The following is a 24,191-nucleotide window of genomic DNA, read 5'->3' as shown; positions in this document are numbered from 1 at the left end:
TTAACTTGTTTTTACTAGGAATTAATATAATTTCTGATGTGGAATTAGGGAATAATTTGAAGTTTTGGTTTATTTTAGATATATTTCGTCTTTCACATAACTTGCATTTAGCCAAAAACAATGTTTTGTGTATTCAGTCAATCCTGTCAATTTATCTGCAACAGGTAAACCATAGGTATCTGCTGCATTTCTTGCGTGTGGTCTAACATGACTTACTCTGTTTTCAGTTTTCTTTGGGAAATATGTTTTTCTTACACCTTTTTCCGTTACTTCTTTTACGATTTCTCCATTTGAAACAGTCTTTACCATTGCTTCCCAAATATTTTTAGCTTCAATTATATCTGAATAAGGCATATTCCAAAATTTCACTTTTCTTAATATTAATTTTTGACCGTCAAATTGGTAGAAGACAAAGAAAAATTTACTTTCCAAAATATTCTTGAAATCCGAATCTTCCCAATCTGTATCAATCAATTCTTTATATTCAAAAGTTGGAAATGAAATATCTTCTTTAGGTAAGTTGTTTTCTTTAAGTCGAATAGTTTTTACATGAATATCTGCTTTTTCAAATTCTTCAATTTTTTGCCCAAGTTTGAGCCCAAGAATAGCATTTGTAAGATTAGCGAAATAACTTTTAGCTTTTTGGTTTAACTCCAAGCCTAATTCTTGTTCAATTTGTTCTGCTGATTTTCCATAAAACGGTTTGAATTTAGAAATAACAACATCTTCAATTGACTCAACTACATCAAGAATTTCTGGCTTTTCAATTATTTTTCCATAAATAGCAGTTTCTTCTTGAGCTATATTTGCAATTATATGATTTACATAGCCTTGCTTTAAAGAATATGCTCTTTGTTTAGCTTGTTCTAAATTGAAAGGCTGATTTCTAAAGGATTTTAAGGCAGTTGACCCTTTTGTGCAAGCTCCAAGATAAAATGTATCCCCTTCAGATAATTCGTGTGCTTTTCCGTTTTTTATTTTTTGATTGATTAATTCCCAATCGTGCTTAATTATTTTTAAATCTTCACTTGGGTATTGCCAACCTTCAACTAATTTTATTAAGTAATCAAGTAAATCCAAATCTTTGTCGTGAAGATAAAACACCAGCAATAAATGTGCATTTTTCTTCCAAAATGAACTTGTTTCGAACTCTTCTTTATGAACTTCTAAATAGTTTATGATATTTAAAACCAATCTTTCTTTTGAGCGGAATTCACCATTTTTTAAAGTCTTTAATGGACTGGTTTTTAGTTCAATTCCTGCTTCTTTAAAATCAGGTTCTGAATCTGAATTAGGCTCATAGCCAAAATAGAATTTCTCTAATATTTGACCAAAATTCCCTTTTCCCTTATAACCGTGTTTTTCAATTTCAATACCACAGGCTTGTCGTAAAGTTTGATTTTTTAGTTTTTTAGCAAATTCAATAATTGATTCTGCTGAATTGATATCAAGCATATTCAAATTGGTTTACCTGTTTATATAGTTCCACTCCAATTTTCTCAATGACTCCAACTACCAATGCATTTCCCATAAAAAAGGCTCGTTTTGTGTCCGTTATCCCGAGAAGTTTTGTGTGATTGTCTGGAAACATATTTAATCTTTCTAATTCGATTGGAGTTAATCTTCTCAAGCCCCTATCGGAAGCAACTACGTGCTTAAATCTTGAAGGCGATTTTCCACCTTCTCCTGTAATTATAGTTCTTGAAGCATTATCTAAAGCATCAGGATAAATCATTCCGCCTTCTGAGTATTTATATTTATGTCCTTCACTTGAAACACGTTCAATGGTTTTAGAGCCTTTTAAATATTCCCATTTGTCTTTGTCTTTTTCATCAATGAAAAAGTCTTTAGGGACTTCTCCATTCTGTAAAACATCAGCTAAAACGATTTTTTCTCCATCATAATTTGGCTCTGTTTTAGTTGTGTAAACCTTTCCATTAATAAGCAATCCTGTATTTTTAAAAGGCGATAATTTTCCGGTTTTATTGAAATTCTTGGTTAGTTCTACTAAATCTCCTTTCAACTCGACTTCTTGAATTGAATTTGTTTCAGACACTGGAAAGGCGTTTGCTATAGTTCCTTCTTTTGTTAACCAATTAATCTTATTACATTTTTGAAGTCTATTGTAAACCTCTGTTGATTTATGATAACCAATAAAGAAAATTCTTCTTCGTCTTTGTGGCATCCCATATTCTGCGGCATTGATAACTCTCCATTCTACAGCATAACCTAAATCGTTCAAGCTCTGCAACATTACAGCAAAATCACGTCCTCTTTGTTTTGCTGGTGATTTCAAAAGTCTATCAACATTCTCCAAAAAAAGATATTTTGGTTTAATCTTTTTATTCTCTAGAATTTTGTGAATCGACCACCATAAAACACCTTTTTTTCCTTTTAACCCTTTTGAATTATGCAATGTAGTTGCAACTGAATAGTCTTGACAGGGAAATCCGCCGACCAATAAATCATGATCTGGAATTTCCTCTACATTTCTTGCTACAACTTCATTTATATCTTCATTTGAGTGGTTTTCTTTTCCAAAACGCGCTTCATAAACCATTGAAGCGTGTTGCGTTTTGGTGGAAGGCTCCCATTGATTACTCCAAACAACTTCATAGTTACTTTTTTCAAGTCCAAGACGAAACCCTCCAACTCCCGCAAATAATTCTGCAACTTTCATTTTCTTATTTTCCATTTTCTTGAGCTTTGTAATAATTAATTTTTTCTTCTGCTACTTTTAGTATTTCAGAAGTTGATTCTGTGTATTTTAGTTCATCTGCAATTTTTTCCGAGTACCAATTTATGATTAACTCACCTTCTGAAAGTTTATAAAACTTCGCAAGCCTTATGATTTGCTCCATTGTCGGCTTCCTTTCATTTTTCTCAAACTTACTAATCAGAGATTGGTCAATATCTACTTCAGCCGCAACTTTTCGTAGTATCAAACCCTTTTCCTCTCTTGCACATTTTAAAGTATCACCTAATGTTATCATTGGTCAAAATAGTTTTAGACAAATATTGTCCAAATATATGAAAACATTTTGATTTCGAGTTTTTAATTTGATTATTTTGTTTATTCAATAATGTAACACATTTTTAACCTGAATAACCCAAGTAAATCACGAAGTTGATATAGGTTAATGATTAAGTTTATAATAAAGACAAACCCTCAACATCCAACCCAATAGTTTCTTAAATCAATTTTAGATTATAATTTTATAAAAGCAAGTTTATTTTGAAATAATTCCTAAAAAAATTTATGATGAGCCAATTATTTTTGTTAATCGGCTCATGCTTTTAGCTATTTCTGAGCCAATTAAGTGTTGTAATCTGCAAATATTATATAATTGGTGGCGATTGGACCTGTTTAAAGTGGAAGGTGATGGACGTAGTACTTCATATCAAATAAATTTCTAGATGCAATTAATTTTAAGTGGTTTAGTAAGTGTCTTGGCTAAATAAGACCACTAAACATAGTTGATAAACTTTGAACATCCAACCCAACACTTTTTTGCAGTTCGGTAACACTGCCATGTTCAATAAAAGTATCAGGAATCCCTAAAACCTTTATGGTGTTTTTGTAGTTGTGGGTAGCGGCAAATTCTAAAATAGCGCTTCCAAAACCACCTTGTATGCTATTGTCTTCAACCGTTACAATGGTTTGGTATTTTTTAAAGATGTTATGAAGTAGGGTGTCGTCTAAAGGTTTTACAAAACGCATATCGTAATGCGACACTTCTAAATCTAAAATAGCTTCGGTAACATTTTTGGACATAGTACCAATGCTCAAAATAGCAAGGTTATTCCCTGCTTTTAACTGAACGCCTTTGCCTATGTCAATTTTTTCAAAAGGCTGTTTCCAATCAACCGTTACGCCTGTACCTCGTGGGTAACGAATGGCGATGGGTTGCTGCAACCCCAATTGCGCGGTGTACATGATGTTGCGCAGTTCCACCTCGTTACGTGGTGCAAATATGATGAGGTTGGGTATGCATCTTAAATACGATATATCAAAAACTCCATGGTGGGTGGCGCCATCTTCCCCCACCAAACCAGCACGGTCTAAACAAAAAATAACGGGTAGTTTTTGTAAAGCCACATCGTGTATGATTTGGTCGTAAGCGCGTTGTAAAAACGTGGAGTATATATTGCAAAACGGCACCAAGCCTTGGGTTGCCATACCTGCGGCAAGGGTAACGGCATGTTGTTCGGCAATACCCACATCAAAAGCGCGATGCGGCATGGTTTCCATCATGTATTTTAACGAGCTTCCTGTTGGCATGGCAGGGGTAATGCCTACAATGTGTTTGTTTTGCTGGGCAAGTTCCACAATGGTGTGCCCAAAAACATCTTGGTATTTGGTAAATTCCGAAGGTGTTTTGGAAATAAGATCACCCGTAGCGGCATCAAATTTTCCAGGGGCGTGGTACTTTACTTGGTCTTGTTCGGCTTGTTTTAAACCTTTGCCTTTGGTGGTGATAACATGTAAAAACTTAGGGCCTTTAACCGTTTTTAATCGCTTTAATTCTGAAATGACTTTATCAATATCATGCCCATCAATAGGTCCAGAATAATCAATATTTAAGGCTTCAATAATATTATTTTTCCGTTGTGTACCTTTTTTAACATTAGTTAAATACTGTTTTAAGGCACCTACGCTCGGGTCGATACCAATAGCATTATCATTTAAAATAATTAATACATTAGCATCGGTAACGCCAGCGTGATTTAACCCTTCAAACGCCATGCCTCCTGCAATACTGGCATCGCCAATAACGGCAATATGTTGTTTATTTACATCGCCTTTTAATTGCGACGCAATTGCCATTCCCAACGCAGCCGAAATAGAAGTAGAAGCATGCCCAACACCAAAAGCATCATACACACTTTCATCGCGTTTTGGGAACCCACTAATGCCACCCATTTGTCGGTTGGTATGGAACAAATCTTTTCTGCCCGTTAAAATTTTATGACCGTAGGCTTGATGGCCAACATCCCAAATAAGTTGGTCTTCGGGGGTGTTAAAAACATAATGCAGTGCAATGGTTAATTCTACCACGCCCAAACTAGCACCTAAATGGCCTTCTTTGGTGGCGACAATATTGATGATAAACTCGCGTAATTCTTGGGCCAGTAGGGGTAAGTCTTTCTGGTTTAAAAGACGGAGTTCTTTTGGTGAAAGGATTGTATTTAAAAGACTTTTTTGCACGAAGCAAAAGTACAGATTTTATTGTTCTTCTGCTTGAAAAACGATTGGGATTGTATAATTCATGTCTATAAGTTTGTTCCGTTGGGTTGCAGGAATAAATTGGGGTAAAAGTTTAAGCACACGAATGGCTTCTTCTTCTAGTTTTATGTGGGGCGCTCTAATTTTAATGTCTGTTATATTTCCTTTTTTATCAATTTTAAATTGGGTTCGAATTATTTGTCTTCCTTTTAATTCTATGCATACCGACGTATTAAAGTTTTCGGTAATGAATTTTGACAACTCTTTAGAGAAATATGCTTGTTTTTCTGTATTTGATAAGTTTTGAGGGGTGTTTTGGAATTCGGCAGGGGTTTCAACAATCATCCCAAAAACCAAATTTTCTTCAATAGGCTCCTCTAAAAGGGTATTACCTATAATTTCGACTTCGCCTTCTAATTCTGGAATTTTAGGTGTTTTCAAAGAATTAGTTTTACATGTATTATTTGGGGTGGAATCTTTTTCACTTACAAGAGGTTCGCCAAATGTAGCCATAAAGGTGTCGTTTTTGTTGTCAACCACCTCAATACTATCTATTTTTTGCTTGTTTCCATTTTTGTTGGTACAATTCATTAAGGTTGTTCCCATAACAATTAACAAAGCCAATAAAAATAATTTATGAAAACTTTGTTGTTGCGTTAGAATTTGTGATGGAATATGTAAATGAATGCTATCTAATTGTGTTTGTTTGAAATGGCCACAAATACGATTGTTTTTGTTTTCATGAATAAAATCTTGAATTTCATTAGTATTCATTTTAGTGAAATCGATGACTGTTTTAGAACAAGAGCTACAGAATTTGCCTTTTTCCTTTGGAGACATAGCGTTCCAATCTTCATGACATGGCTTGGGGATTGAAATAGCATAATATTTTTTCATAATGGAAAGATTTAAAAAGTGTCATCAAATTTCTTGCCGAAAGAATTTTAAACAAATTGAATTTGTATTTTTGCTATCATGATACAACCTTTTGATGACACCTATTTTATGAAAAAAGCCCTTCAAGAAGCAGAAATGGCTTTTGAAAAAGGCGAGATACCCGTAGGTGCCGTTATTGTAATTGATAATAAAGTGATAGCACGTGGGCATAATTTAACCGAAATGCTTACCGATGTTACGGCACATGCCGAAATGCAAGCCGTTACAGCGGCGTCTAATTTTTTAGGGGGTAAATATTTAAAGGATTGCACGTTGTATGTTACTCTAGAACCTTGCCAAATGTGTGCAGGTGCTTTGTATTGGAGCCAGATTTCAAAAATTGTATATGGCGCTAGAGATTTGGAGCGTGGTTGTATTAATTTGAACACCAAGTTGCACCCTAAAACCACCATACAAGGTGGCGTTTTGGAAACGGAAGCTTCAGAACTTTTGAAGCGGTTTTTTATTCAGAAGCGTAATTTGAATTAAGGTTTTTTGGAGTTTGGACTGCGCTCAACCTGAAAGGGAAAACTGAAAACTGCGACTGCAACTGAAAAAAGAGGTTTCGACTGCGCTCAACCTGACAGGGAACTACTGAATACTGCGACTGAGACTGTAAACCGAGACTGAAAACTGATAATAAGGATAACGCCAAATTGCATAAAAAAAATCCCGACTGAACAAAGAATCAGGATTTTTACAATTTAAGTTGGCTTACTAGTGTTTACTCCGTCTGTGCTCAGTATAAACTTCTCGCCCCATTAAGTTTTTATCATAAAATATAAAACCCTAACATATTAAAGTTAGGGTTTATTCAATTTTTGTTGGCTTACTAGGGCTCGAACCTAGACTCTTCTGGACCAAAACCAGACGTGTTGCCAGTTACACCATAAGCCAATGTGCAATTGAGGGTGCAAATTTAATACAAAGTTTTATTTTCACAAGCATTTTTTTGAAAAATAATTTCTAATACTTAACGTTTACTTAAAAACATTCCCAATAACATATTTATTGTTAAATTCGCACAGTTAATAAACATACCCTTTTTATGACCAATTTCAATTTTAAAAAATGGAACACCATTTTAGGATGGTTCACTTTTTTAATAGCGTTTATCACTTATGGACTAACAGTAGAACCCACCGTAAGTTTCTGGGATGCTGGCGAATATATTTTAACTTCGGCAAAATTACAAGTAGGGCATCCACCTGGGGCACCCTTGTTCCAAATGCTTGGTGCCTTCTTTTCTATGTTTGCATTAGAACCATCGCAAGTTGGTTATATGATGAATATGATGAGCGCTGTAGCCAGTGCTTTTACCATTCTTTTCATGTTTTGGACCATAACATTGCTTTTAAAAAAGCTGGTTGGGAATAAAAAAGAATTAACAAATGATAAAGCAATCGCTATTTTAGGTAGCGGTGTTGTAGGCAGTTTAGCTTTCACATTTACCGACTCGTTTTGGTTCAACGCTGTAGAAACTGAGGTTTATGCCATGGCTACTTTAATTATGGCGGCTATGTTTTGGCTTGGGCTTCGTTGGGAACAAGATATGCATAAACCACGTGGTAACCGTTGGCTTATCTTAATTGCGTTTATTATTGGGCTTTCTTTTGGGGTGCATTTTATGGGTTTGTTAACCATACCTGCTATTGGTTTAATATACTACTTTAAAAACTATAAAACCATTACCGTTAAAAACTTCATTATTGCGAATGTTATTTCAGTAGCAATTTTACTTTTCATATTTAAATTATTAGCACCTAGCATCCTTAAAATATTCAGTATATCAGAAATCTTCTTTGTCAATTCTATTGGGCTTCCTTTTAATTCGGGGTCTATTATTGCGGGTATTTTGTTGGTAGCCATTATTTATTACTCATTAAACTATACACGTAAAAAAGGGATGGTACATCTTAACACAGGTGTTTTATGTATCACTTTTATTATTATTGGGTTTTCAACCTGGTTAATGCTTCCTATACGCGCCAATGCCAATGTAGTTGTTAATGAAAACAACCCATCGAGTGCGAGAGAATTATTGGCATACTATAATTTAGAGCAGTATCCTGAAACGCACTTGTTTTATGGGCCTCAGTTTACAGACCAATATGCTTATTTAGATGAAAACGAACCCTATGTAGACGATAAACCTAAATACGAAAAAGACGAAGCTAAAGGTAAATACGTTATTGTAAACGATTATAAAAAGGCAAAGCAAAACTATAACCATAAACACGCCTCTTTTTTACCACGTATGTGGAGTGCAGAACATGCCGAAAATTATATGATGTTTTCGGGGTATTTGGATTTTAAACTAAAGCCCGAATACCAAATGGAAAATGATTTGCGAACTACCATTGCTAATTTTAAAAATGATGTAGCTAATGGTGCTGTAGATTATGAAGATTATAACAACTTCCTGAAGCGTTTTAAAAATTATATTGACATTGAAACACCTTCATTTGCAAGTAACGTTAAATATTTGTTTGAATATCAATTAGGGTTTATGTATTGGCGTTATTTTATGTGGAATTTCTCTGGAAGACAAGATGATATTCAAGGGAAATATGACAACCATGGCAATTGGATAACCGGTATAAAACCATTGGATGAAAAGCTTTTAGGCTTGTCTCAAGATAATTTACCAAGTGATGTGCTTAATAACAAAGCAAGAAACACTTACTATATGTTGCCTCTTATTTTAGGGCTTATAGGTTTTTTCTTTTTGTTCAATATCAACAAAAACGTTTTTTGGGTTTTATTGGTGTTTTTCCTTTTTACAGGGATAGCCATACAAGTGTATACCAATGTACGCCCTTTTGAACCTCGCGAACGCGATTACTCATTAGTAGGGTCGTTTTATGTGTTTGCACTTTGGATTGGATTTGGAGTTTATGCCTTATTCGACCTATTGAAGAAATACCTTGCACCGAGAATTTTAGCACCAGTGTTATCTGTTGTTTGTTTAATATTGGTTCCCGGTATCTTAGCAGCTAATAATTGGGACGACCATGATAGATCTGATAAATACACTGCCAAATCTATGGCTAAAATGTATTTGGATTCCTGTGCAGAAGATGGTATTTTATTCACTATTGGTGATAATGATACGTTTGCACTTTGGTATGCCCAAGAAATTGAAGGTTATAGAACCGATGTGCGTGTGGTAAATACCAGCTTGTTTCAAACGGATTGGTATATAGACCAAATGAAGCGCAAAGCCTATGAAAGCGACCCGATTCCATCTCAATTAACACACGATTTATATAAGTATGGTACCAACGACTATATTATCATAGAACCAGTTGTTAAAGATACACTTCGAGTAAAACAGTTTTTGGATTTCATTGCAAGTAATAACCCTAAAACCAAGTATAAATATATTTTAGAACAAAAAGGTTACGATATTGCACAAGCAAGACCACAAGATTTGAATGCCGCTTATTTACCTACAGAGTTTTTAAGAATTCCGGTAAATAAAGAAAACGCTTTAAAATATGGTATTGTAAAACCCAAAGATGCCGATAAAATTGTGCCTTATATAGACATAAAAGTAACTGGTGGTGCTCTATACAAAAATAGGTTATTAATGCTTGATATTGTTGCTAATAATGACTGGAAACGACCTATTTATTTCACGGGCGGAAGTTTTGGCGACGACGATTATATTTGGATGAAAGACTATTTACAGCTTGATGGTATGTGCTACAAATTGGTGCCAATAAAAACGCCTGTAGATAAAGCAAACCCTTTTGATATGGGACGTGTAGATAGTGAACTTATGTACAATAAAGTTAAAAAATGGGATTGGGGTAATAGTGGTAGTCCAGATATATATCACGACCCAGAAACACGTAAAAACTCCATAACGTATAGAGGCAATTTAGCCCGATTAATCGAACAGCTACTTACCGAAGAGAAACTTGATAAAGCTGAAGAAATAGCAGACATAGCTATGACCAACATGCCTGTAGAATATTTTGGATATTACACGCTTTTAGAACCTTATATCAGTGCTTATTATGAAGTAGGAAATAAGGAAAAGGCCCGAAAATTATTTAAAGAGGTTGCAAAAAAATATCAGGAAAATTTGAACTACTACAGCAAATTGAAAAAGGATGACCAAGAACGCTTGTTTGAAGATATCTATACCGATATTGAACGCTATAAAGGCTTAATAAATGTTTTAGTGAAATACGACCTTGATTTTGCTGAAACGGAAGGTGATATTTTCAACAACAACTTAATGTTGTTCAAACACTTTTACGGAGATCAATCAGAAGAAGAGGATTTTGTTCCCAATACAGAAGTAGATTTTCCAACATCAGACAGTATTGATTTAACAACGGAGTAAGGCATGACCTTAGTACCTGTAAAAACACCATTGGTTGCCAAAAAGATGTTCCCAAACTATGTTTGGGACATCGCAACGGATGATAAGGTAATCTACCTAACTTTTGATGATGGCCCTACACCAGAAATTACCAACTGGGTTTTAAATACCTTAAAAGCTTACAATGCTAAAGCTACTTTTTTTTGCATTGGAAACAATGTGGAAAAGCATCCTGATATTTTCCAAAATATTTTAAATGAAGGACATGCCATAGGCAACCACACCCAAAACCATTTAAAAGGATGGAAAACAAAGGCAACCGAGTATCTTAAAAATATTGCTGAAGCTGAAAAGACAATCAATAATCAAATTCCAAATTCCAAGTTCGTCAATCGTCAATCGTCAATCATAAACCTCTTCCGTCCTCCTTATGGTCAAATTACGCACAAACAAGGGAAGGCGCTTTTAGAGTTGGGTTATAAAATAATTATGTGGGACGTGCTTTCTTTTGATTGGGAAAAAGATGTAAGTAAGGAAACCTGCTTAAAAAATGTGACTTCAAATGCTACAAATGGTAGTATTATTGTATTTCATGATAGCGTAAAAGCATCAAGAAATATGGAATTCGCTTTACCAAAAGTATTGGAATATTTTACTGAAAAAGGGTTTACATTTGAAGTTTTGCATTGAATATTTATAACTGAATGCTACGCATTTGTAGCGGCATCCTTTTTAAAAAAATAAAAAAACTAAATTTATATTAGAACTGATTATTAGCAGATTGCTTCGTCGTACCATCGCTATGACGTGTTTTAAAAAGATTGCAATGGATAGCCCGACCCGATAGGGGAACGCCCAATTACGACTGTTTTAGATTCAATTAAAAATTCAGAAATTCAACCTTAAAATGATTATCTAAAAGCGATGCTAAAACCTCGGTTTTTCCGTTTGTAAAAAATTGGCAGTTTCCTTTTGCTACACTTGTGTTTAACAAATCGTTTTTCTCTAAAATGGCTTTGGTTTGTCTTGCTACTGCTTCGCCCGAATCTATAATTTTAACATGGTTTGGAAGCAATTCAATTAATAAAGGCATTAAATAGGGGTAATGGGTGCAGCCCAACACCAAATAATCGATATTGGCATCAATCATAGGTTGTAAATACAGTTTCAGTAAGTTTTTCATGGCATCAGAATACAAATCGCCACTTTCAATAAGTTCTACAATACCTTCGCCTATACGTTCAATAACGGTAATGTTGCTGGCAAACAAATCGGTTGTTTTATGGAACAACTCGCTAGACAGTGTTCCTTTGGTAGCCAAAATACCCACCGCCTTTGTTTGGGTATTCAATGCTGCCGGTTTTATAGCGGGCTCTATACCTATAATGGGAATGTTATAAACTTCCCTTAGTGCATAAATAGCATTGGTAGTAGCGGTGTTGCAAGCCACTACTATAATTTTGCAACCTTGGTTAATAAGGTATTCTACATTTTTAATGCTGAGGTTTATAATGGTTTGTTTCGATTTTAAACCATAAGGCGCATTGGCACTATCGGCTAAATATAGGGTGTTTTCGTTAGGCAATAGCAAATGAATTTCTTTCCAAACAGAAGTGCCACCAACTCCAGAATCGAAAATGCCAATAGGTTGTTTGCTCATAAGCTTTAGGTTAACTAGTTGGTCCTATATAGGGCAGAAGCGATGTTTTTAATTTAAAAGGGTTAAAGTTTTTTGACTGCGCTTGAACGGACCATAACAAAAATAAAAAAGCTGCCTTGTAAAAGACAGCTTTTAGTAATTTTATTTTTTAATTCACAATGCTTGCGCATTTATGGAATTTGGTTTTTTTTGCTCTTTTGGAATTTCATTTAAATATTTAGATGCCTAATTCTTTCTTAACGTCATCTAATAAGTTTTTACCATCAGCTAAAATAGTAACACCTTGAGAAGCGTCCAATACATAATCAAAACCTTGAGCTCTACCAACTTTTAAGATAGCAGCTTTTGCTTTTTCGGTAATTGGTTGTAGCAAATCCATTTCTTTTTTCTGTAAATCTTTTTGAGCGTCTGCTTGAAATTGTTGAATACGTTGTTGTTTTTCTTGAATTTCTTGACCTCTTTTAGCATTTTCATCTTCAGTTTTAGTAGCAGCTTCTGCTTCGTATTGTTTTAACAATGTTTGAAATTCTGTGTAAGAACTTTGCATGTCTGTTTGATAGGTTTTGCTTAAGGTTTCCAGTTGCTTTTGGGCTTCTTTCATTTCTGGCATAGCCGTAATTAATTCTTGGGTATTTATATGAGCAATTTTGCTTTGGGCGTTAGAGAAACTAACAGTTCCAATACATAATGCAGTTGCTAATAAAAGGGTTTTTAATTGTTTCATTTTTAAATAGTATTAATGTGTTATAATTGTTTTAATTGTTTATGCTGTCTTTTGCCTTTTGGCGTTCTTCAAGAATTTTCCTTTTTCTTTCTTCCAATTCTTTTTTTCTAGCTTCTCTTTCGGCTAATTTTTTTTGTCTGTTTTCTTCAATAAGTTGCGCCTGTGTTTTTACTTCTTCAACTTGAGCTGATGCTTCAGTTTTTGTTTCAACAGGTTTCGCTGTATCCTCTACTTTTACTTCTGGTTCGTTGGTTGTTTTTCTTTCATCCAACTTATCTTGTTTTGCTTTTTCGCGTTCTTCCAATATTTTTTGACGCTTCTCTTCAGCTTCCTTTACTTTTGCTGCACGGGCATCTAAAATTTCTTGTCGGCGTTTTTCAACAGCACTTTCACGTTCTGCTTTTTTCTCTTCCAATGCTTTTTCACGCGCTTCTAGTTCATAATTAATTTCTGGCACTAGTTCTTCACTTTCGGCAGCCTTACGTTCCGCTTTGCTTTGTGCTTGGGTACGTTTGGCGCTTCTTGTAATGCTTCGTATTATTTGATCGCTTAAATCAAATTGTTTTGCTGAATAAAGCATCACAGCATCCGATGATTTATCAAAAATAAAATCGTACTGTTTTGTTGCTGCCATATCTTGAACCGCTGCAAAAATTTGGTCTTGAATGGGTTGCATCAATTGTCTTTTTTGAATGAACAAATCGCCATTGGGTCCAAAACGCTTTTGCTGATAGTCTAAAATTTCCTTTTCTTCAAAATCAATATCCTCTTCGCGTTCATCAATAAGTTCTTTGGTTAAAAGTGCTTTTTCATTGCTTAAGGCTTTTCGTTTTTGTTCAATGGTGCTTAATTGCGCATCAATATCGTTTTTCCATTTGCCAGCTTTTTCATTTAATTGTGCGGTGGCTTCTTGGTATTCTGGAATATTCTCTAAAATAAACTCGGTATCTATATATCCAATTCGTACACTACGTTGCGCCTGAGCCGAAAGGGATACCATAAAAACTAATGTCAGTAAAAAAAGAACGTTATTTTTCATCTGTTTGTGTTTATCGTTTTTATATGACAGATGCAATTCGCATAAAATATTTCTATAGTTTTTTGATTCTGCCATTTTTTTTAAAATTATATTTTCATCTGATTGATTTTGTTATTTTTCAATTGTCAGATGCAACTCGCAAATTAAACATTTTCAGATTAAATAAAAATTTTAGCTTGCTCATTTCAAAATTAACGAAATATAATCTTAAAAATTTTATTTGGCATTCAAATCATTAAAGTGTTATTAGAAAAAATCGTGCCAAATTAAAATTGTTGCCCAATTATGAAATGAGTTTCCCATCCATGACTTGTAGTTTCACCCAAAGTTTCTAGAGGGTCGAATCCATAACCAAAGTCGATTCCTAACAATCCGAACGCTGGCATAAAGATGCGAATACCTAAACCTGCTGAACGTTTAATATCAAAAGGGTTGTAATCTCTAAAGTTATTATAGGATGCACCACCTTCTAAAAAGCCTAAGGCATAAATTTTTGCTGAAGCTTTTAATGTGATAGGGTAACGAAGTTCTAAAGAGAATTTATTGTAAATAGTACCTCCATCGTTATCGGATAACGATTGGTTTGGGTAACCACGCAAAGCAATGGCTTCTCTACCATCTAAACTATAGGTTCCTAAACCATCGCCACCAAGAAAGTAACGCTCGAAAGGAATAACGCCTCTATCATTATTGTAGGCACCAAGGAAACCGAATTCTGTAGTTGGTTTTAAAACTAAATCTTTTGCTATCTGGGTATACCATTCGCCTTTGAATTTTACTTTATAAAATTCTAACCATTTGTAAAACTGTTGGTCTATTACAGCAGATCTTGCATCTGTATTAGTAAGTCCATTTCTTTCTTCCCTCAAAGCTTTGTAATCTACACCATCAAACAAGGAGTAAGGAATTGATAATTTAGCAGTAACATTAAAATTAGAACCAGCTGTTGGGTAAATAGGATCTACACTGGTGTTGTTTCTTCCTAAACCAATGGTGTACGATAAGTTATTTGCATAACCATTACCAAATGTAAATAAACCAGTGTTATAGTTATTTAAATCGTAACGTTGGAAACTAATGGCTTGCGATAGTACAAAATAATCATCTGGAACCTGTAAACGTTTTGCTAAACCAAAAGTGATACCTGTAATGTTGAAACTTTTGTCTTTATCAGCATTTCCAGTTTGATAATTGTATAAAAACTGTTTGGTATGCGATAACGATGTAGAAAACTGTACAGGGCGTTTTCCACCTAACCAAGGCTCAGAAAATGAGAAACTGTATGTTTGGTAAAAACGACTGGCTTGTAAACGTAATGCTAATTTTTGGCCATCACCCATTGGGATTGGTTTGTAAGCATCTTTTTTGAAAATATCTTTAATGGAAAAGTTATTGAACGATAGTCCTAAAGTTCCAATAAAACCGCCACCACCGTAACCACCTTGTAATTCAATTTGGCTAGACCCAGTTTCTTTTACCGAGTATTCCATATCGATAGTACCTTCATTTGGGTTTGGATTGTTGAAGTTTGGTGATATTTCCTGTGCATCAAAAAATCCTAATTGTCCCAACTCCCTAACGGTACGCACTACATTGGCTTTACTGTATAATTGCCCTGGGCGCGTTCTTATTTCGCGGTATATAACGTGATCGTTTGTTTTATCGTTACCAACTACGGACACGTCGTTAAAATATGCAGGTTTCCCTTCGGCTATTCTAATTTCCATGTCTATAACATTATTGGCAGCGCTTACCTCAACTGGACTGATACTTGAAAATAAATAGCCATGGTTTTGGTATTCATTCGTTATGTCAAAAGCATCTGGTTTACTTTTGTCTTCAATGCGTTTTTGTAACAAAACTCCATTATACGTATCTCCTTTATTGATGCGCAACATTCTGCTTAAATATTCGTTGCTGTAAACTGTGTTGCCAATAAATGTAATGTCTCCAAAGGTATATTGTGTACCTTCGTGAACAGCTATATGTAAAGAGATGGTTTTGTTGTCGTTATAAACAATGCTATCCGATAAAATACGGGCATCTCTATAACCATTCTCTTTGTACGTTTCTACAATATGACCTAAATCTGCTTGGTAAGCCGAATCTATAAATTTAGAGCGTTTCAATATACGGATACGGTTTATTTTTTTAGTGCCTTTCATGCTTCTACGCAGATATTTATCACTTAATATCTCGTTACCACTAAACACAATGTCTTTTATTTTTACTTTTTCTCCTTTGTCAATATTAAGTACCATATTAACTCTGGCTGTTGGTGTAGAATCTTTAACTTCAATAGTATTAATATGTACTTTAGAGTTTAAGTAACCTTCTTTTTTGTATTTTTTATTAAGGAAATTTTTTGTGGTAGTAATTAGGTTTTCGGTAACTTTTACACCTTTATTTAATTTGGTGTCTTTAATGATACCTTCGTGTTTGCCTTTTTTTACACCATTAATTTTTAATTCGTTAAGTTGAGGAAGATCGGACAACCTAATTTCCAAATGGGCAACATTACCTTCAATTTTGGTAATGTAGATCTCGATATCGTTAAATAATTTTGAATTCCAAAGCTTTTTAATGGCATTGCCAATGTCTTCTCCAGGGATAGACATTTCTTTTCCTTTGCTTAAACCCGAGTAAGTAATAATGGTTTGTTCGCTAAACGAGGTGTTTCCAGAAACAGTAACTTCTCCTAAAATGTATTTTTTACCGTTGCTATATGGTAAATCTTGTGCTTGAATACTAATGCTACTTATTAAAAGTAATGCTGCAATAGTGTGTTTTAAAAATGTTGTCAAAGATAAAATATTAGCTAAGTTGTTCACTTGTTTTCCCAAATCGTCGTTCTCTTTTTTGATATTCAATAATAGCTTCATACAAATGTTGCTTTGTAAAATCTGGCCATAATACGCTAGTAAAATACAATTCGGCATAAGCAATTTGCCAAAGCAAAAAGTTGCTTATTCGTTGTTCTCCACTGGTTCTGATAAGCAAATCTACATCTGGTAAATTTCGCGTGTAAAGATGCTCATTAATAATTGATTCATCAATTTTTTCGAGCGAAATTATATTATTTTTAACTTTAATACTAATCTCTTTAACAGTATTTAGCAATTCTTCGCGAGAACCATAGCTTAAAGCTAAGGTTAAAGTCATTCGGGTATTGTTTTTAGTTTGTTCTATAACTTCGTGAAGTTCTTTAAAAACTTTTTTAGGCAAGGTGTTTAAATTACCTATAGCAGAGAGTTTTATATTGTTGTCTTGCAGGGTTTTAATTTCTTTTTTTAGTGAAGAAACCAAAAGTTTCATGAGAGTTTGTACTTCAAGCTTTGGTCGGTTCCAGTTTTCGGTAGAAAATGCGTAAAGCGTTAGGTTTTCAACACCAAGTTCAGCACAGGCTTCAACGGTTTTTCTTACCGATTTTGTGCCATTTTCATGACCAAAAGCCCGCATCATGCCCTGTTGTTTTGCCCAACGCCCATTACCATCCATGATAATGGCAATGTGTTTTGGTAAGTTTTTGCTTAATACTTCTTCCTTTAAATCCATTTTAATTTACACAATAACATGGTTTTTCTCCAAATGTATAGGTTAAGGTAATGCCTGAAAATACATACCAGTCGTTATTATTTATGTTACCAAATCGGTATTGTTGATGGTTTGCTTCATTTGGTAAATTACCATCAATAGCATCTGAAAACGTATAGCGCGCACCAACTTCAACGCCTAAAATGATATTCCCTAAAAAATTTGTTTTATAACCCAAAGCCATAGGGATTCCGAATGCCCAGCCATAAGTGTTTTCGGCGGTTTGATTGCCATTAAAGTAATAATAATTTTGATGACGGGCGGCAGATAGTCCTGCAAATAAATAGGGTGTTCCAATGGTATGGCCAGAATGTAAGTTGAAATCCATAAAAGTGAATTCCATACCCGCAGAAATTTCTAAGAGATTGGAGTCAAAAGAATAATCTCTTTCTATACGACGTGGATCATCCGACTTGCTATCATATGCTTTTAAATCGGAGTACAATAATGAAACTCTCCAAGCATGTCTGGGGCTTCTGTTCCATTTATACAGAATGCCAAGCGTTGGAGTGTTGGGGTTAATAAAATCTGTAGCACCAACATCTCCTACAAAATTACTGCCTCCTACAAATACACCTAATTCGTTAATTTGAGAATGGCTAAATTGAATGGTTAAGATGCTTAATATTAATATGGTTAAATGCCTCATAAATGTTCAAAAGTTTGCAAATATAATAAATAAGATTAGCCTAATGCAATTTGAGCTAAATTGTATTAGTGTAAAACAGTATTTATATGAAATTATTGTTTAATTGCGCTTATCTTCTCCCCAAAGCAGTTTTTTTCGAAGCGTGTCTAAAAAGCTTTCATTCAGTAAGTCGATCATTTTAATTTTAAAATCGGCTTTTTTTATTTTAATGATGGTGCCATTCTCTAAGGTGGCAATTCTAGAATCTAAGGATATTAAATGGCTTTCTTCACGCCCTTCAACCCTTAATTGAATTTCGGTTGAATCTGGAATAATAAGTGGGCGTGCACTTAAATTATGTGGTGCAATAGGTGCTAAAACAAAACTATTGGTGTCTGGTGTTATTACGGGACCACCACAACTTAATGAGTAACCTGTTGAGCCTGTTGGTGTTGAAACAATCAAGCCATCACTCCAATACGATGTTAAATACTCCCCGTTTAAATGTGTTTCTACGGTAATCATAGAGGTGGTGTTTTTTCGGCTAACTGCAATTTCGTTCAATGCGAAATTTAAAGATTTTACATCCTCGTTTTCAGGAGATGTTTCAATGGACAGTAAACTACGTTCGGATATTTTATATTTGCCATCGATGATGTTTTGAATGGCATTTTCTATTTCATCTACTTGTATGGTTGCTAAAAAACCTAAACGCCCTGTATTGATGCCTACAATGGGGATGCCCATGTCTTTTACAAAAATAATGGCGCGTAAAATGGTGCCATCGCCACCAACACTAACTAAAAAATCAAACGATTTATCTAAGGTGTCGAAAGTTTTAAAAGATTTGTAATCGTCAAAATTTGGAGCTTCCTTTTTTATAAGGTTGAAAAACTCGGATTCAATATAAGCATCGGCATTTTTCTTTAATAAATAATCAAATAACCGTTCTACCGATGTTGTAGTGGTTTTGTTGTAAAATCGTCCAAAAACGGCAACCTTCATGCTTATATGTTTAAATATTTGTTTAAATAATCCGATCGTTCTTTCAAACTTTCTAAATAACTGTCCTCTTCATGTCCAGATACAATTTGATAGCTGTACCTTCTAAAGGTTTGAATAATGCCATTTAACCCCGTACTGCCTATTTTTAGGGTGACTTGAACCAAATCGGGTTTCATTTTAGATACAAAAGCACCAAGTAATTTTCCGTTGTTAGATTCTACAATCTGGCTAATTTCACTAAAGGAATAATCATTTATACCTTTTTCAATTACTAAAATGCCTCCGGGCTCAGAGAAAAAGGGCGATTCGCTAAATAAGCTAATTACCTCTTTCAATTCATAATAACCCAAATACACATTTTGGTCGTTTAAAACGGGCATAATATTAGCGGAGTTTACAGCAAACGCTTCTAAAACATCCAGCCAAAGCGTAGAGTCGCGCACAAAAAAACTTTCAATGGAATATTTGTAATCATCAACAGTTTTGTCGCTTTCAAAACAATGGGCATCGGTTTCGGAAAAGCATCCTAAATATATTTTGTTGTCGTCTTGTATAGGGACGTGCGAATAGGTTAACTGATTAAATAGATGTTGCAAATCGCTGATTTTGCTTTTGCTATTTAATGGCTTTATATCGTTAATTATAAATTCTGATAGTCTCATTATCCAATTTATATCTATGCAAATTAATCAAAAAAAAAGCATTTAAGCCTGTTCTACTTTGTATTTTTGTTTTTTAAAACAGTGATACATGACAAAGTTAAGTGTAAATATTAACAAGATAGCAACTTTAAGGAATTCTAGAGGAGGCGATGTGCCTAATGTGGTGCAATTTGCAAAAGATGTGCAACGTTTTGGTGCTGAAGGTGTAACCATACACCCGAGACCCGACGAGCGCCACATCCGTTACCAAGATGCGCGCGATTTAAAACCTATTGTTTATACCGAATATAATATTGAAGGAAATCCTGTGAAATCGTTTTTAGATCTGGTTTTACAAGTGAAACCAACACAGGTAACTTTAGTGCCAGATGCCGAAGATGCTATTACCAGCAACGCGGGTTGGGATACCATTAAAAACAAAGATTTTTTGGTAGATGTGATTAAGGAATTTCAGAATAATGGAATAAGAACCTCTATTTTTGTAGATCCCATTTTAAAGCAAATTGAAGGTGCCAAAGCCACCGGAACCGATAGAATTGAACTTTATACCGAAGCTTTTGCGCACCAATACGGTTTAGGTGATGAAAACGCCATAAAACCCTATGCTGAAAGCGCTACATTGGCCAATGATTTAGGTTTGGGCGTTAATGCGGGCCATGATTTGTCGTTAGATAATATCCGATTTTTTAAGGAGAACATTCCTAATTTATTGGAAGTTTCCATAGGTCATGCCTTAATAGCCGAAAGTTTGTATTTAGGGATTGAAAACGTTATCCAAATGTATCTTCGTAAACTTAAGTAGTTCAAAGTTTCAAGTTCAATGTTTTAAGTTCAAAGTTTCAAAATCGTAAATTCTAACTCATAACTCGTTAATCGTTAATCATAAATCGTAAATCAAAAATGCTTTTACATTCAAATATTTTAGGCGAAGGCCAACCTTTTGTTATTCTACATGGTTTTTTAGGAATGAGTGATAACTGGAAAACACTCGGGATTCAATTTAGCGAGGAAAATTTTCAAGTACATTTGGTAGATCAACGCAACCATGGCCATAGTTTTCATGATAATGAATTTAGTTATGAAGTTTTAGTTGAAGATTTAAAGCATTATTGTGAAACGCATCAACTAGAAAACATGGTGTTGCTAGGGCATTCTATGGGCGGTAAAACTGCTATGTTATTTGCTTCTAAATACCCAGAAATGGTTTCAAAATTAATAATAGCCGATATATCGCCACGGTTCTATCCCGTGCATCACGATGGCATTTTAAATGGATTAAGTGCTTTAAATTTTGATGTTATAAAAAGCAGGGGTGAAGCCGATAAAATTTTAAGCGGTTATATTTCTGATGTGGGAACCCGTCAATTTTTACTGAAAAACCTCTATTGGATTGAAAAAGGAACATTGGCATTACGAATGAACTTGGAAGTTTTAAAAGAAGAAGTAGCCGAAGTGGGCGAACCCTTACCACCACAAGCAACTTTTGAAAAAGATACGCTATTTTTACGTGGCGACCGTTCAGAATATATAGGGGTTGAGGATGAACGTATTATTACAAACCACTTTCCAAAAGCCAAAATTATTACCATTTCTAATGCTGGGCATTGGTTGCATGCCGAAAACCCAAAAGACTTTTTTGATGCTGTTATGGTATTTGTTAAATAATTTTTTTAGTATTTTTATTAAAAACGAAACATTATGAGTTTAATTTTAAGACTTCTGTTAACCGCCTTTGCCGTATTTATTCTAGCATATTTTTTGCCTGGAGTTACATTGTCCGGAGATGTTTACGTAACCTCTATCATCGTAGCCATAGTTTTGGCAGTTCTAAATGTATTTGTAAAACCCATCCTAATAATTTTAACCTTGCCAATTACTGTTGTAACGTTGGGCTTATTCCTTTTGGTAATCAATGCTTTAATTATACTATTGGCCGATAAATTAATAGATGGTTTTTCAGTAAGCAGTATTTGGACAGCCATTCTATTTAGTATTCTGCTTTCCGTACTCCAATCTTTTCTGTATTCACTTTTAAATGAAGATAAAAAACCGCTTTAAATCAAGCTGTTAAAAACTTTGTCGGGTTGTAAAAATGTTATATTTTTGCAACCCGATTTTAATTAAATAAATTCGGTTTAAAAATAAATAGTATTTGTTAAATGCCTATTAAAAGGCTTTATATCATTTAAAATGAATATTACAAGAGAAAACGTTGATGCATTAAATGCTGTAGTAAAAGTAGATATCGCTAAAGAAGATTATAGCGCTAAAGTTGAAAAAATCTTAACAGATTACCGTAAAACAGCAAACATTCCAGGTTTTAGAAAAGGCCAAGTACCAATGGGTATGGTTAAAAAGCAATACGGAAAAGCAGTGTTGGTTGATGAAGTGAATAAGTTGTTGCAAGATGCATTAAACAAATATCTTACTGAAGAAAAGTTAGATGTTTTAGGGCAACCGCTACCTAAGCCTCAAGATGCCATTAACTGGGATGCTGATACACTTTCATTTGAATTTGAATTAGGTTTAGCTCCAGAATTTGAAGTTGACTTAAAAGCGAAAGACGCTATCACGCAATACCATATTATTGCCGATGATAAAATGATTGACGAACAAGTAGAGCGTATTCAAAAGCAATATGGCAAATTAATTTCTCAATCTTCAGTAGCAAAAGATAGCGAAATTACGGGTGTTTATAAAAATGAGGAACGCGACATAGAAAATAAAGTAACTTTAACTTTAGATAAATTTAAAGGAGAAGCGACTGAAAAACTATTTATTGGAGCTAAAGTTGGTGATGTTATTACATTGCAAACCAAAGGTCTTTATGATGATGAGCATGAATTAATGCACGCATTAAAATTAGGTCATGATGATGTACATGGTTTGGATATTGAAGTAACATTTACAATTTCTGAAATCAATACTCGTGAATTGGCAGACTTAGACCAAGAATTATTTGATAAATTATTTGGTAAAGATGTTGTTAAATCGGTTACAGAATTAAAAGATAAAATTAAGGAAGACGCTGAAAAGCAATTTGCGCAACAAGCAGACCAAAAACTTTTAAATGATGTTACCGAGTATTTGGTTGAAAACACCAAGTTCGATTTACCTGCAGAGTTTTTACAGAAATGGATGCAAACAGCTGGCGAGCAACCATTGGATAGCGACCAAGCTAAAGAAGAATATGAGAAGTCTGAAAAAAGCTTGCGTTACCAATTAATTGAAGGTAAGTTAATTACAGATAACAATATTCAAGTAACTATGGATGATATTAGAAATCATTCAAGAGAAATGATAAAAGCGCAAATGGCACAGTTTGGACAAATGAATCCTTCTGACAAGGAATTGGATGATATAGCTGCACGTATTTTATCAAATCAAGAAGAGGCGCGTCGTATTTCTGAGCAATTGATTAGTCAAAAATTATTGACTCTTTACAAAGAAAAAGCAAATCTTAAAGTAAAAGAATTAAGTTACGAAAATTTCGTAAAGGAAGTGTACGGCGATAAATAATCCTGTGCCTTTACAGAATAATTCATTATATTTAGGCGCTATAATTGGTTAATTATAGCGCCTAATTTGTTGAGTACATTTAGCTTCAAAAGATTAAAAAAGTTTTTAAATGGTCTTTTTTAAATCACTCAATTGATAATTAAGGATTTAACCTAAAACAACAACAAGAAACAATTATGGATTACGCAAAAGAATTTGAAAAATTCGCGATAAAAGATCAAGGAATAAGCAGTACATACTACAATAAAATCATCAGTAGCATGTATCCAACAAGCTTAACCCCAAATATTATTGAAGAACGCCAAATGAATATCGCTATTTTTGATGTGTTTTCTCGTTTAATGATGGATCGTATCATTTTTATGGGAACAGCCATTAACGACCAAGTAGCAAACATCATACAAGCACAACTACTTTTTTTGGAAAGTACAGACTCCTCTAAAGATATCCAAATTTATATTAATTCTCCTGGAGGAAGTGTGTATGCCGGTTTAGGGATTTACGATACCATGCAGTTTATAAAACCAGATGTTGCCACTATTTGTACAGGTATGGCAGCTTCTATGGGTGCTGTGTTATTATGTGCGGGCACTAAAGGGAAACGTAGTGGTTTAACACATTCCCGTGTGATGATTCACCAACCCTTAGGTGGTGCGCAAGGACAAGCAAGTGATATTGAAATTACTGCAAGAGAGATATTAATTTTAAAAGAAGAACTTTATAAAATTATAAGTAAGCACACAGGGCAAGATTACGACAAAGTATATAATGATAGTGATAGAGATTACTGGATGAAAGCCGATAAAGCTAAAGAATACGGTATGATTGATGAAATTTTAGCACGTAATTAAATAAAATTTC

Annotated in this window: 21 protein-coding genes and 1 tRNA gene; 8 read left to right on the top strand and 14 right to left on the bottom strand. The window is 34.3% G+C overall.

Features of this window, described 5'->3' with window-relative positions; all coding sequences use genetic code 11:
• Positions 1 to 69 precede the first annotated feature (69 nt).
• From J8H85_RS02105 to J8H85_RS02085, 5 genes are all read right to left on the bottom strand, one after another.
• Positions 70 to 1,455 carry a Sau3AI family type II restriction endonuclease gene (locus J8H85_RS02105; protein ID WP_209652217.1) on the bottom strand — a complete coding sequence of 462 codons (1,386 nt, stop codon included), beginning with the start codon at positions 1,453 to 1,455 and terminating at the stop codon, positions 70 to 72.
• Entirely contained in the window at positions 1,448 to 2,695 is a 1,248-nt protein-coding gene (locus tag J8H85_RS02100; RefSeq protein WP_209652215.1) for a DNA cytosine methyltransferase, read from the bottom strand. The genes J8H85_RS02105 and J8H85_RS02100 overlap by 8 nt, the downstream gene beginning before the upstream one ends.
• Positions 2,685 to 2,993 carry a helix-turn-helix domain-containing protein gene (locus tag J8H85_RS02095; protein WP_209652213.1) on the bottom strand — a complete coding sequence of 103 codons (309 nt, stop codon included), beginning with the start codon at positions 2,991 to 2,993 and terminating at the stop codon, positions 2,685 to 2,687. Before J8H85_RS02095 ends, J8H85_RS02100 begins: the two co-directional genes overlap by 11 nt.
• Positions 2,994 to 3,454: 461 nt before the next feature.
• A complete protein-coding gene (gene dxs, locus J8H85_RS02090; protein ID WP_209652211.1) occupies positions 3,455 to 5,209 on the bottom strand; it encodes a 1-deoxy-D-xylulose-5-phosphate synthase in 1,755 nt (584 codons plus the stop codon).
• A gap of 18 nt (positions 5,210 to 5,227) precedes the next feature.
• Positions 5,228 to 6,124, bottom strand: a complete 897-nt coding sequence (locus tag J8H85_RS02085; protein ID WP_209652209.1) for an energy transducer TonB — start codon at positions 6,122 to 6,124, stop codon at positions 5,228 to 5,230.
• Positions 6,125 to 6,202: 78 nt separating this feature from the next.
• Between J8H85_RS02085 and J8H85_RS02080 the strand changes: the two genes are divergently transcribed.
• Positions 6,203 to 6,652: a nucleoside deaminase gene (locus tag J8H85_RS02080; protein ID WP_209652208.1), complete on the top strand. Its 450-nt coding sequence runs from the start codon at positions 6,203 to 6,205 to the stop codon at positions 6,650 to 6,652.
• A 335-nt stretch (positions 6,653 to 6,987) separates the two neighbouring features.
• Here J8H85_RS02080 and J8H85_RS02075 read toward each other — a convergent pair.
• Positions 6,988 to 7,060 (bottom strand) — tRNA-Gln (locus J8H85_RS02075).
• A gap of 151 nt (positions 7,061 to 7,211) precedes the next feature.
• Here J8H85_RS02075 and J8H85_RS02070 point away from each other — a divergent pair.
• Together J8H85_RS02070 and J8H85_RS02065 are read left to right on the top strand one after the other, a co-directional pair.
• The gene (locus J8H85_RS02070; protein ID WP_209652206.1) at positions 7,212 to 10,520 is read left to right on the top strand and encodes a glycosyltransferase family 117 protein; all 3,309 of its coding nucleotides are present in this window, start codon (positions 7,212 to 7,214) and stop codon (positions 10,518 to 10,520) included.
• Between the two features lie 3 nt (positions 10,521 to 10,523).
• Positions 10,524 to 11,189, top strand: a complete 666-nt coding sequence (locus J8H85_RS02065) for a polysaccharide deacetylase family protein (protein WP_209652204.1) — start codon at positions 10,524 to 10,526, stop codon at positions 11,187 to 11,189.
• 190 nt (positions 11,190 to 11,379) lie between these two features.
• Here the strand turns inward: J8H85_RS02065 and murI are convergent, their stop codons facing one another.
• From murI to J8H85_RS02025, 8 genes are all read right to left on the bottom strand, one after another.
• On the bottom strand, positions 11,380 to 12,159 hold the full coding sequence (gene murI, locus J8H85_RS02060; protein WP_209652203.1) for a glutamate racemase: 780 nt from the start codon (positions 12,157 to 12,159) through the stop codon (positions 11,380 to 11,382).
• Between the two features lie 217 nt (positions 12,160 to 12,376).
• Positions 12,377 to 12,883, bottom strand: a complete 507-nt coding sequence (locus J8H85_RS02055; RefSeq protein ID WP_209652202.1) for an OmpH family outer membrane protein — start codon at positions 12,881 to 12,883, stop codon at positions 12,377 to 12,379.
• Positions 12,884 to 12,914: 31 nt separating this feature from the next.
• Entirely contained in the window at positions 12,915 to 13,997 is a 1,083-nt protein-coding gene (locus J8H85_RS02050; RefSeq protein WP_245243708.1) for an OmpH family outer membrane protein, read from the bottom strand.
• A gap of 191 nt (positions 13,998 to 14,188) precedes the next feature.
• Positions 14,189 to 16,804 carry an outer membrane protein assembly factor BamA gene (gene bamA / locus J8H85_RS02045; RefSeq protein WP_209652200.1) on the bottom strand — a complete coding sequence of 872 codons (2,616 nt, stop codon included), beginning with the start codon at positions 16,802 to 16,804 and terminating at the stop codon, positions 14,189 to 14,191.
• The gene (locus J8H85_RS02040; protein WP_209652198.1) at positions 16,737 to 17,477 is read right to left on the bottom strand and encodes an isoprenyl transferase; all 741 of its coding nucleotides are present in this window, start codon (positions 17,475 to 17,477) and stop codon (positions 16,737 to 16,739) included. Before J8H85_RS02040 ends, bamA begins: the two co-directional genes overlap by 68 nt.
• Before the next feature lies 1 nt (position 17,478).
• Complete coding sequence (gene porG / locus J8H85_RS02035) at positions 17,479 to 18,165, bottom strand: type IX secretion system protein PorG (protein WP_209652196.1); 687 nt, start codon at positions 18,163 to 18,165, stop codon at positions 17,479 to 17,481.
• A 99-nt stretch (positions 18,166 to 18,264) separates the two neighbouring features.
• Positions 18,265 to 19,149, bottom strand: coding sequence for an NAD kinase (locus J8H85_RS02030; RefSeq protein ID WP_209652194.1), 885 nt, complete (start codon positions 19,147 to 19,149; stop codon positions 18,265 to 18,267).
• Positions 19,150 to 19,151: 2 nt separating this feature from the next.
• Positions 19,152 to 19,811, bottom strand: a complete 660-nt coding sequence (locus J8H85_RS02025; RefSeq protein WP_209652192.1) for a CBS domain-containing protein — start codon at positions 19,809 to 19,811, stop codon at positions 19,152 to 19,154.
• An 88-nt stretch (positions 19,812 to 19,899) separates the two neighbouring features.
• On the opposite strand from J8H85_RS02025, the gene J8H85_RS02020 reads away from it, so the two are divergent.
• The 5 genes from J8H85_RS02020 to clpP all read left to right on the top strand — a co-directional run bounded on the left by J8H85_RS02020 (position 19,900) and on the right by clpP (position 24,181).
• Complete coding sequence (locus tag J8H85_RS02020) at positions 19,900 to 20,613, top strand: pyridoxine 5'-phosphate synthase (protein WP_209652190.1); 714 nt, start codon at positions 19,900 to 19,902, stop codon at positions 20,611 to 20,613.
• A 98-nt stretch (positions 20,614 to 20,711) separates the two neighbouring features.
• A complete protein-coding gene (locus tag J8H85_RS02015; protein ID WP_209652188.1) occupies positions 20,712 to 21,476 on the top strand; it encodes an alpha/beta fold hydrolase in 765 nt (254 codons plus the stop codon).
• A 33-nt stretch (positions 21,477 to 21,509) separates the two neighbouring features.
• Positions 21,510 to 21,869: a phage holin family protein gene (locus J8H85_RS02010; RefSeq protein WP_209652186.1), complete on the top strand. Its 360-nt coding sequence runs from the start codon at positions 21,510 to 21,512 to the stop codon at positions 21,867 to 21,869.
• Positions 21,870 to 22,001: 132 nt separating this feature from the next.
• The gene (gene tig / locus J8H85_RS02005; RefSeq protein ID WP_209652183.1) at positions 22,002 to 23,330 is read left to right on the top strand and encodes a trigger factor; all 1,329 of its coding nucleotides are present in this window, start codon (positions 22,002 to 22,004) and stop codon (positions 23,328 to 23,330) included.
• A gap of 176 nt (positions 23,331 to 23,506) precedes the next feature.
• On the top strand, positions 23,507 to 24,181 hold the full coding sequence (gene clpP, locus J8H85_RS02000; protein WP_209652181.1) for an ATP-dependent Clp endopeptidase proteolytic subunit ClpP: 675 nt from the start codon (positions 23,507 to 23,509) through the stop codon (positions 24,179 to 24,181).
• The last annotated feature ends 10 nt before the right edge of the window (positions 24,182 to 24,191 follow it).

Origin of the sequence: Mariniflexile gromovii (assembly GCF_017814435.1) — a bacterium.
GTDB classification, from domain to species: domain Bacteria; phylum Bacteroidota; class Bacteroidia; order Flavobacteriales; family Flavobacteriaceae; genus Mariniflexile; species Mariniflexile gromovii.
The sequence above is the reverse complement of the archived record's forward strand: the minus strand, read 5'-3'. Positions and strand labels throughout refer to the sequence as shown.

Bases quoted from the DNA above. Each gene is read 5' to 3' on its own strand.
- J8H85_RS02030 (WP_209652194.1), bottom strand. From the start codon at position 19,149: ATGAAGGTTGCCGTTTTTGGACGATTTTACAACAAAACCACTACAACA.
- J8H85_RS02055 (WP_209652202.1), bottom strand. From the start codon at position 12,883: ATGAAACAATTAAAAACCCTTTTATTAGCAACTGCATTATGTATTGGA.
- tig (WP_209652183.1), top strand. From the start codon at position 22,002: ATGAATATTACAAGAGAAAACGTTGATGCATTAAATGCTGTAGTAAAA.
- J8H85_RS02010 (WP_209652186.1), top strand. From the start codon at position 21,510: ATGAGTTTAATTTTAAGACTTCTGTTAACCGCCTTTGCCGTATTTATT.
- murI (WP_209652203.1), bottom strand. From the start codon at position 12,159: ATGAGCAAACAACCTATTGGCATTTTCGATTCTGGAGTTGGTGGCACT.
- J8H85_RS02100 (WP_209652215.1), bottom strand. From the start codon at position 2,695: ATGGAAAATAAGAAAATGAAAGTTGCAGAATTATTTGCGGGAGTTGGA.
- porG (WP_209652196.1), bottom strand. From the start codon at position 18,165: ATGAGGCATTTAACCATATTAATATTAAGCATCTTAACCATTCAATTT.
- J8H85_RS02095 (WP_209652213.1), bottom strand. From the start codon at position 2,993: ATGATAACATTAGGTGATACTTTAAAATGTGCAAGAGAGGAAAAGGGT.
- J8H85_RS02065 (WP_209652204.1), top strand. From the start codon at position 10,524: ATGACCTTAGTACCTGTAAAAACACCATTGGTTGCCAAAAAGATGTTC.
- bamA (WP_209652200.1), bottom strand. From the start codon at position 16,804: ATGAAGCTATTATTGAATATCAAAAAAGAGAACGACGATTTGGGAAAA.
- J8H85_RS02080 (WP_209652208.1), top strand. From the start codon at position 6,203: ATGATACAACCTTTTGATGACACCTATTTTATGAAAAAAGCCCTTCAA.
- J8H85_RS02025 (WP_209652192.1), bottom strand. From the start codon at position 19,811: ATGAGACTATCAGAATTTATAATTAACGATATAAAGCCATTAAATAGC.
- J8H85_RS02070 (WP_209652206.1), top strand. From the start codon at position 7,212: ATGACCAATTTCAATTTTAAAAAATGGAACACCATTTTAGGATGGTTC.
- J8H85_RS02050 (WP_245243708.1), bottom strand. From the start codon at position 13,997: ATGGCAGAATCAAAAAACTATAGAAATATTTTATGCGAATTGCATCTG.
- J8H85_RS02015 (WP_209652188.1), top strand. From the start codon at position 20,712: ATGCTTTTACATTCAAATATTTTAGGCGAAGGCCAACCTTTTGTTATT.
- J8H85_RS02085 (WP_209652209.1), bottom strand. From the start codon at position 6,124: ATGAAAAAATATTATGCTATTTCAATCCCCAAGCCATGTCATGAAGAT.
- J8H85_RS02020 (WP_209652190.1), top strand. From the start codon at position 19,900: ATGACAAAGTTAAGTGTAAATATTAACAAGATAGCAACTTTAAGGAAT.
- J8H85_RS02105 (WP_209652217.1), bottom strand. From the start codon at position 1,455: ATGCTTGATATCAATTCAGCAGAATCAATTATTGAATTTGCTAAAAAA.
- J8H85_RS02040 (WP_209652198.1), bottom strand. From the start codon at position 17,477: ATGGATTTAAAGGAAGAAGTATTAAGCAAAAACTTACCAAAACACATT.
- clpP (WP_209652181.1), top strand. From the start codon at position 23,507: ATGGATTACGCAAAAGAATTTGAAAAATTCGCGATAAAAGATCAAGGA.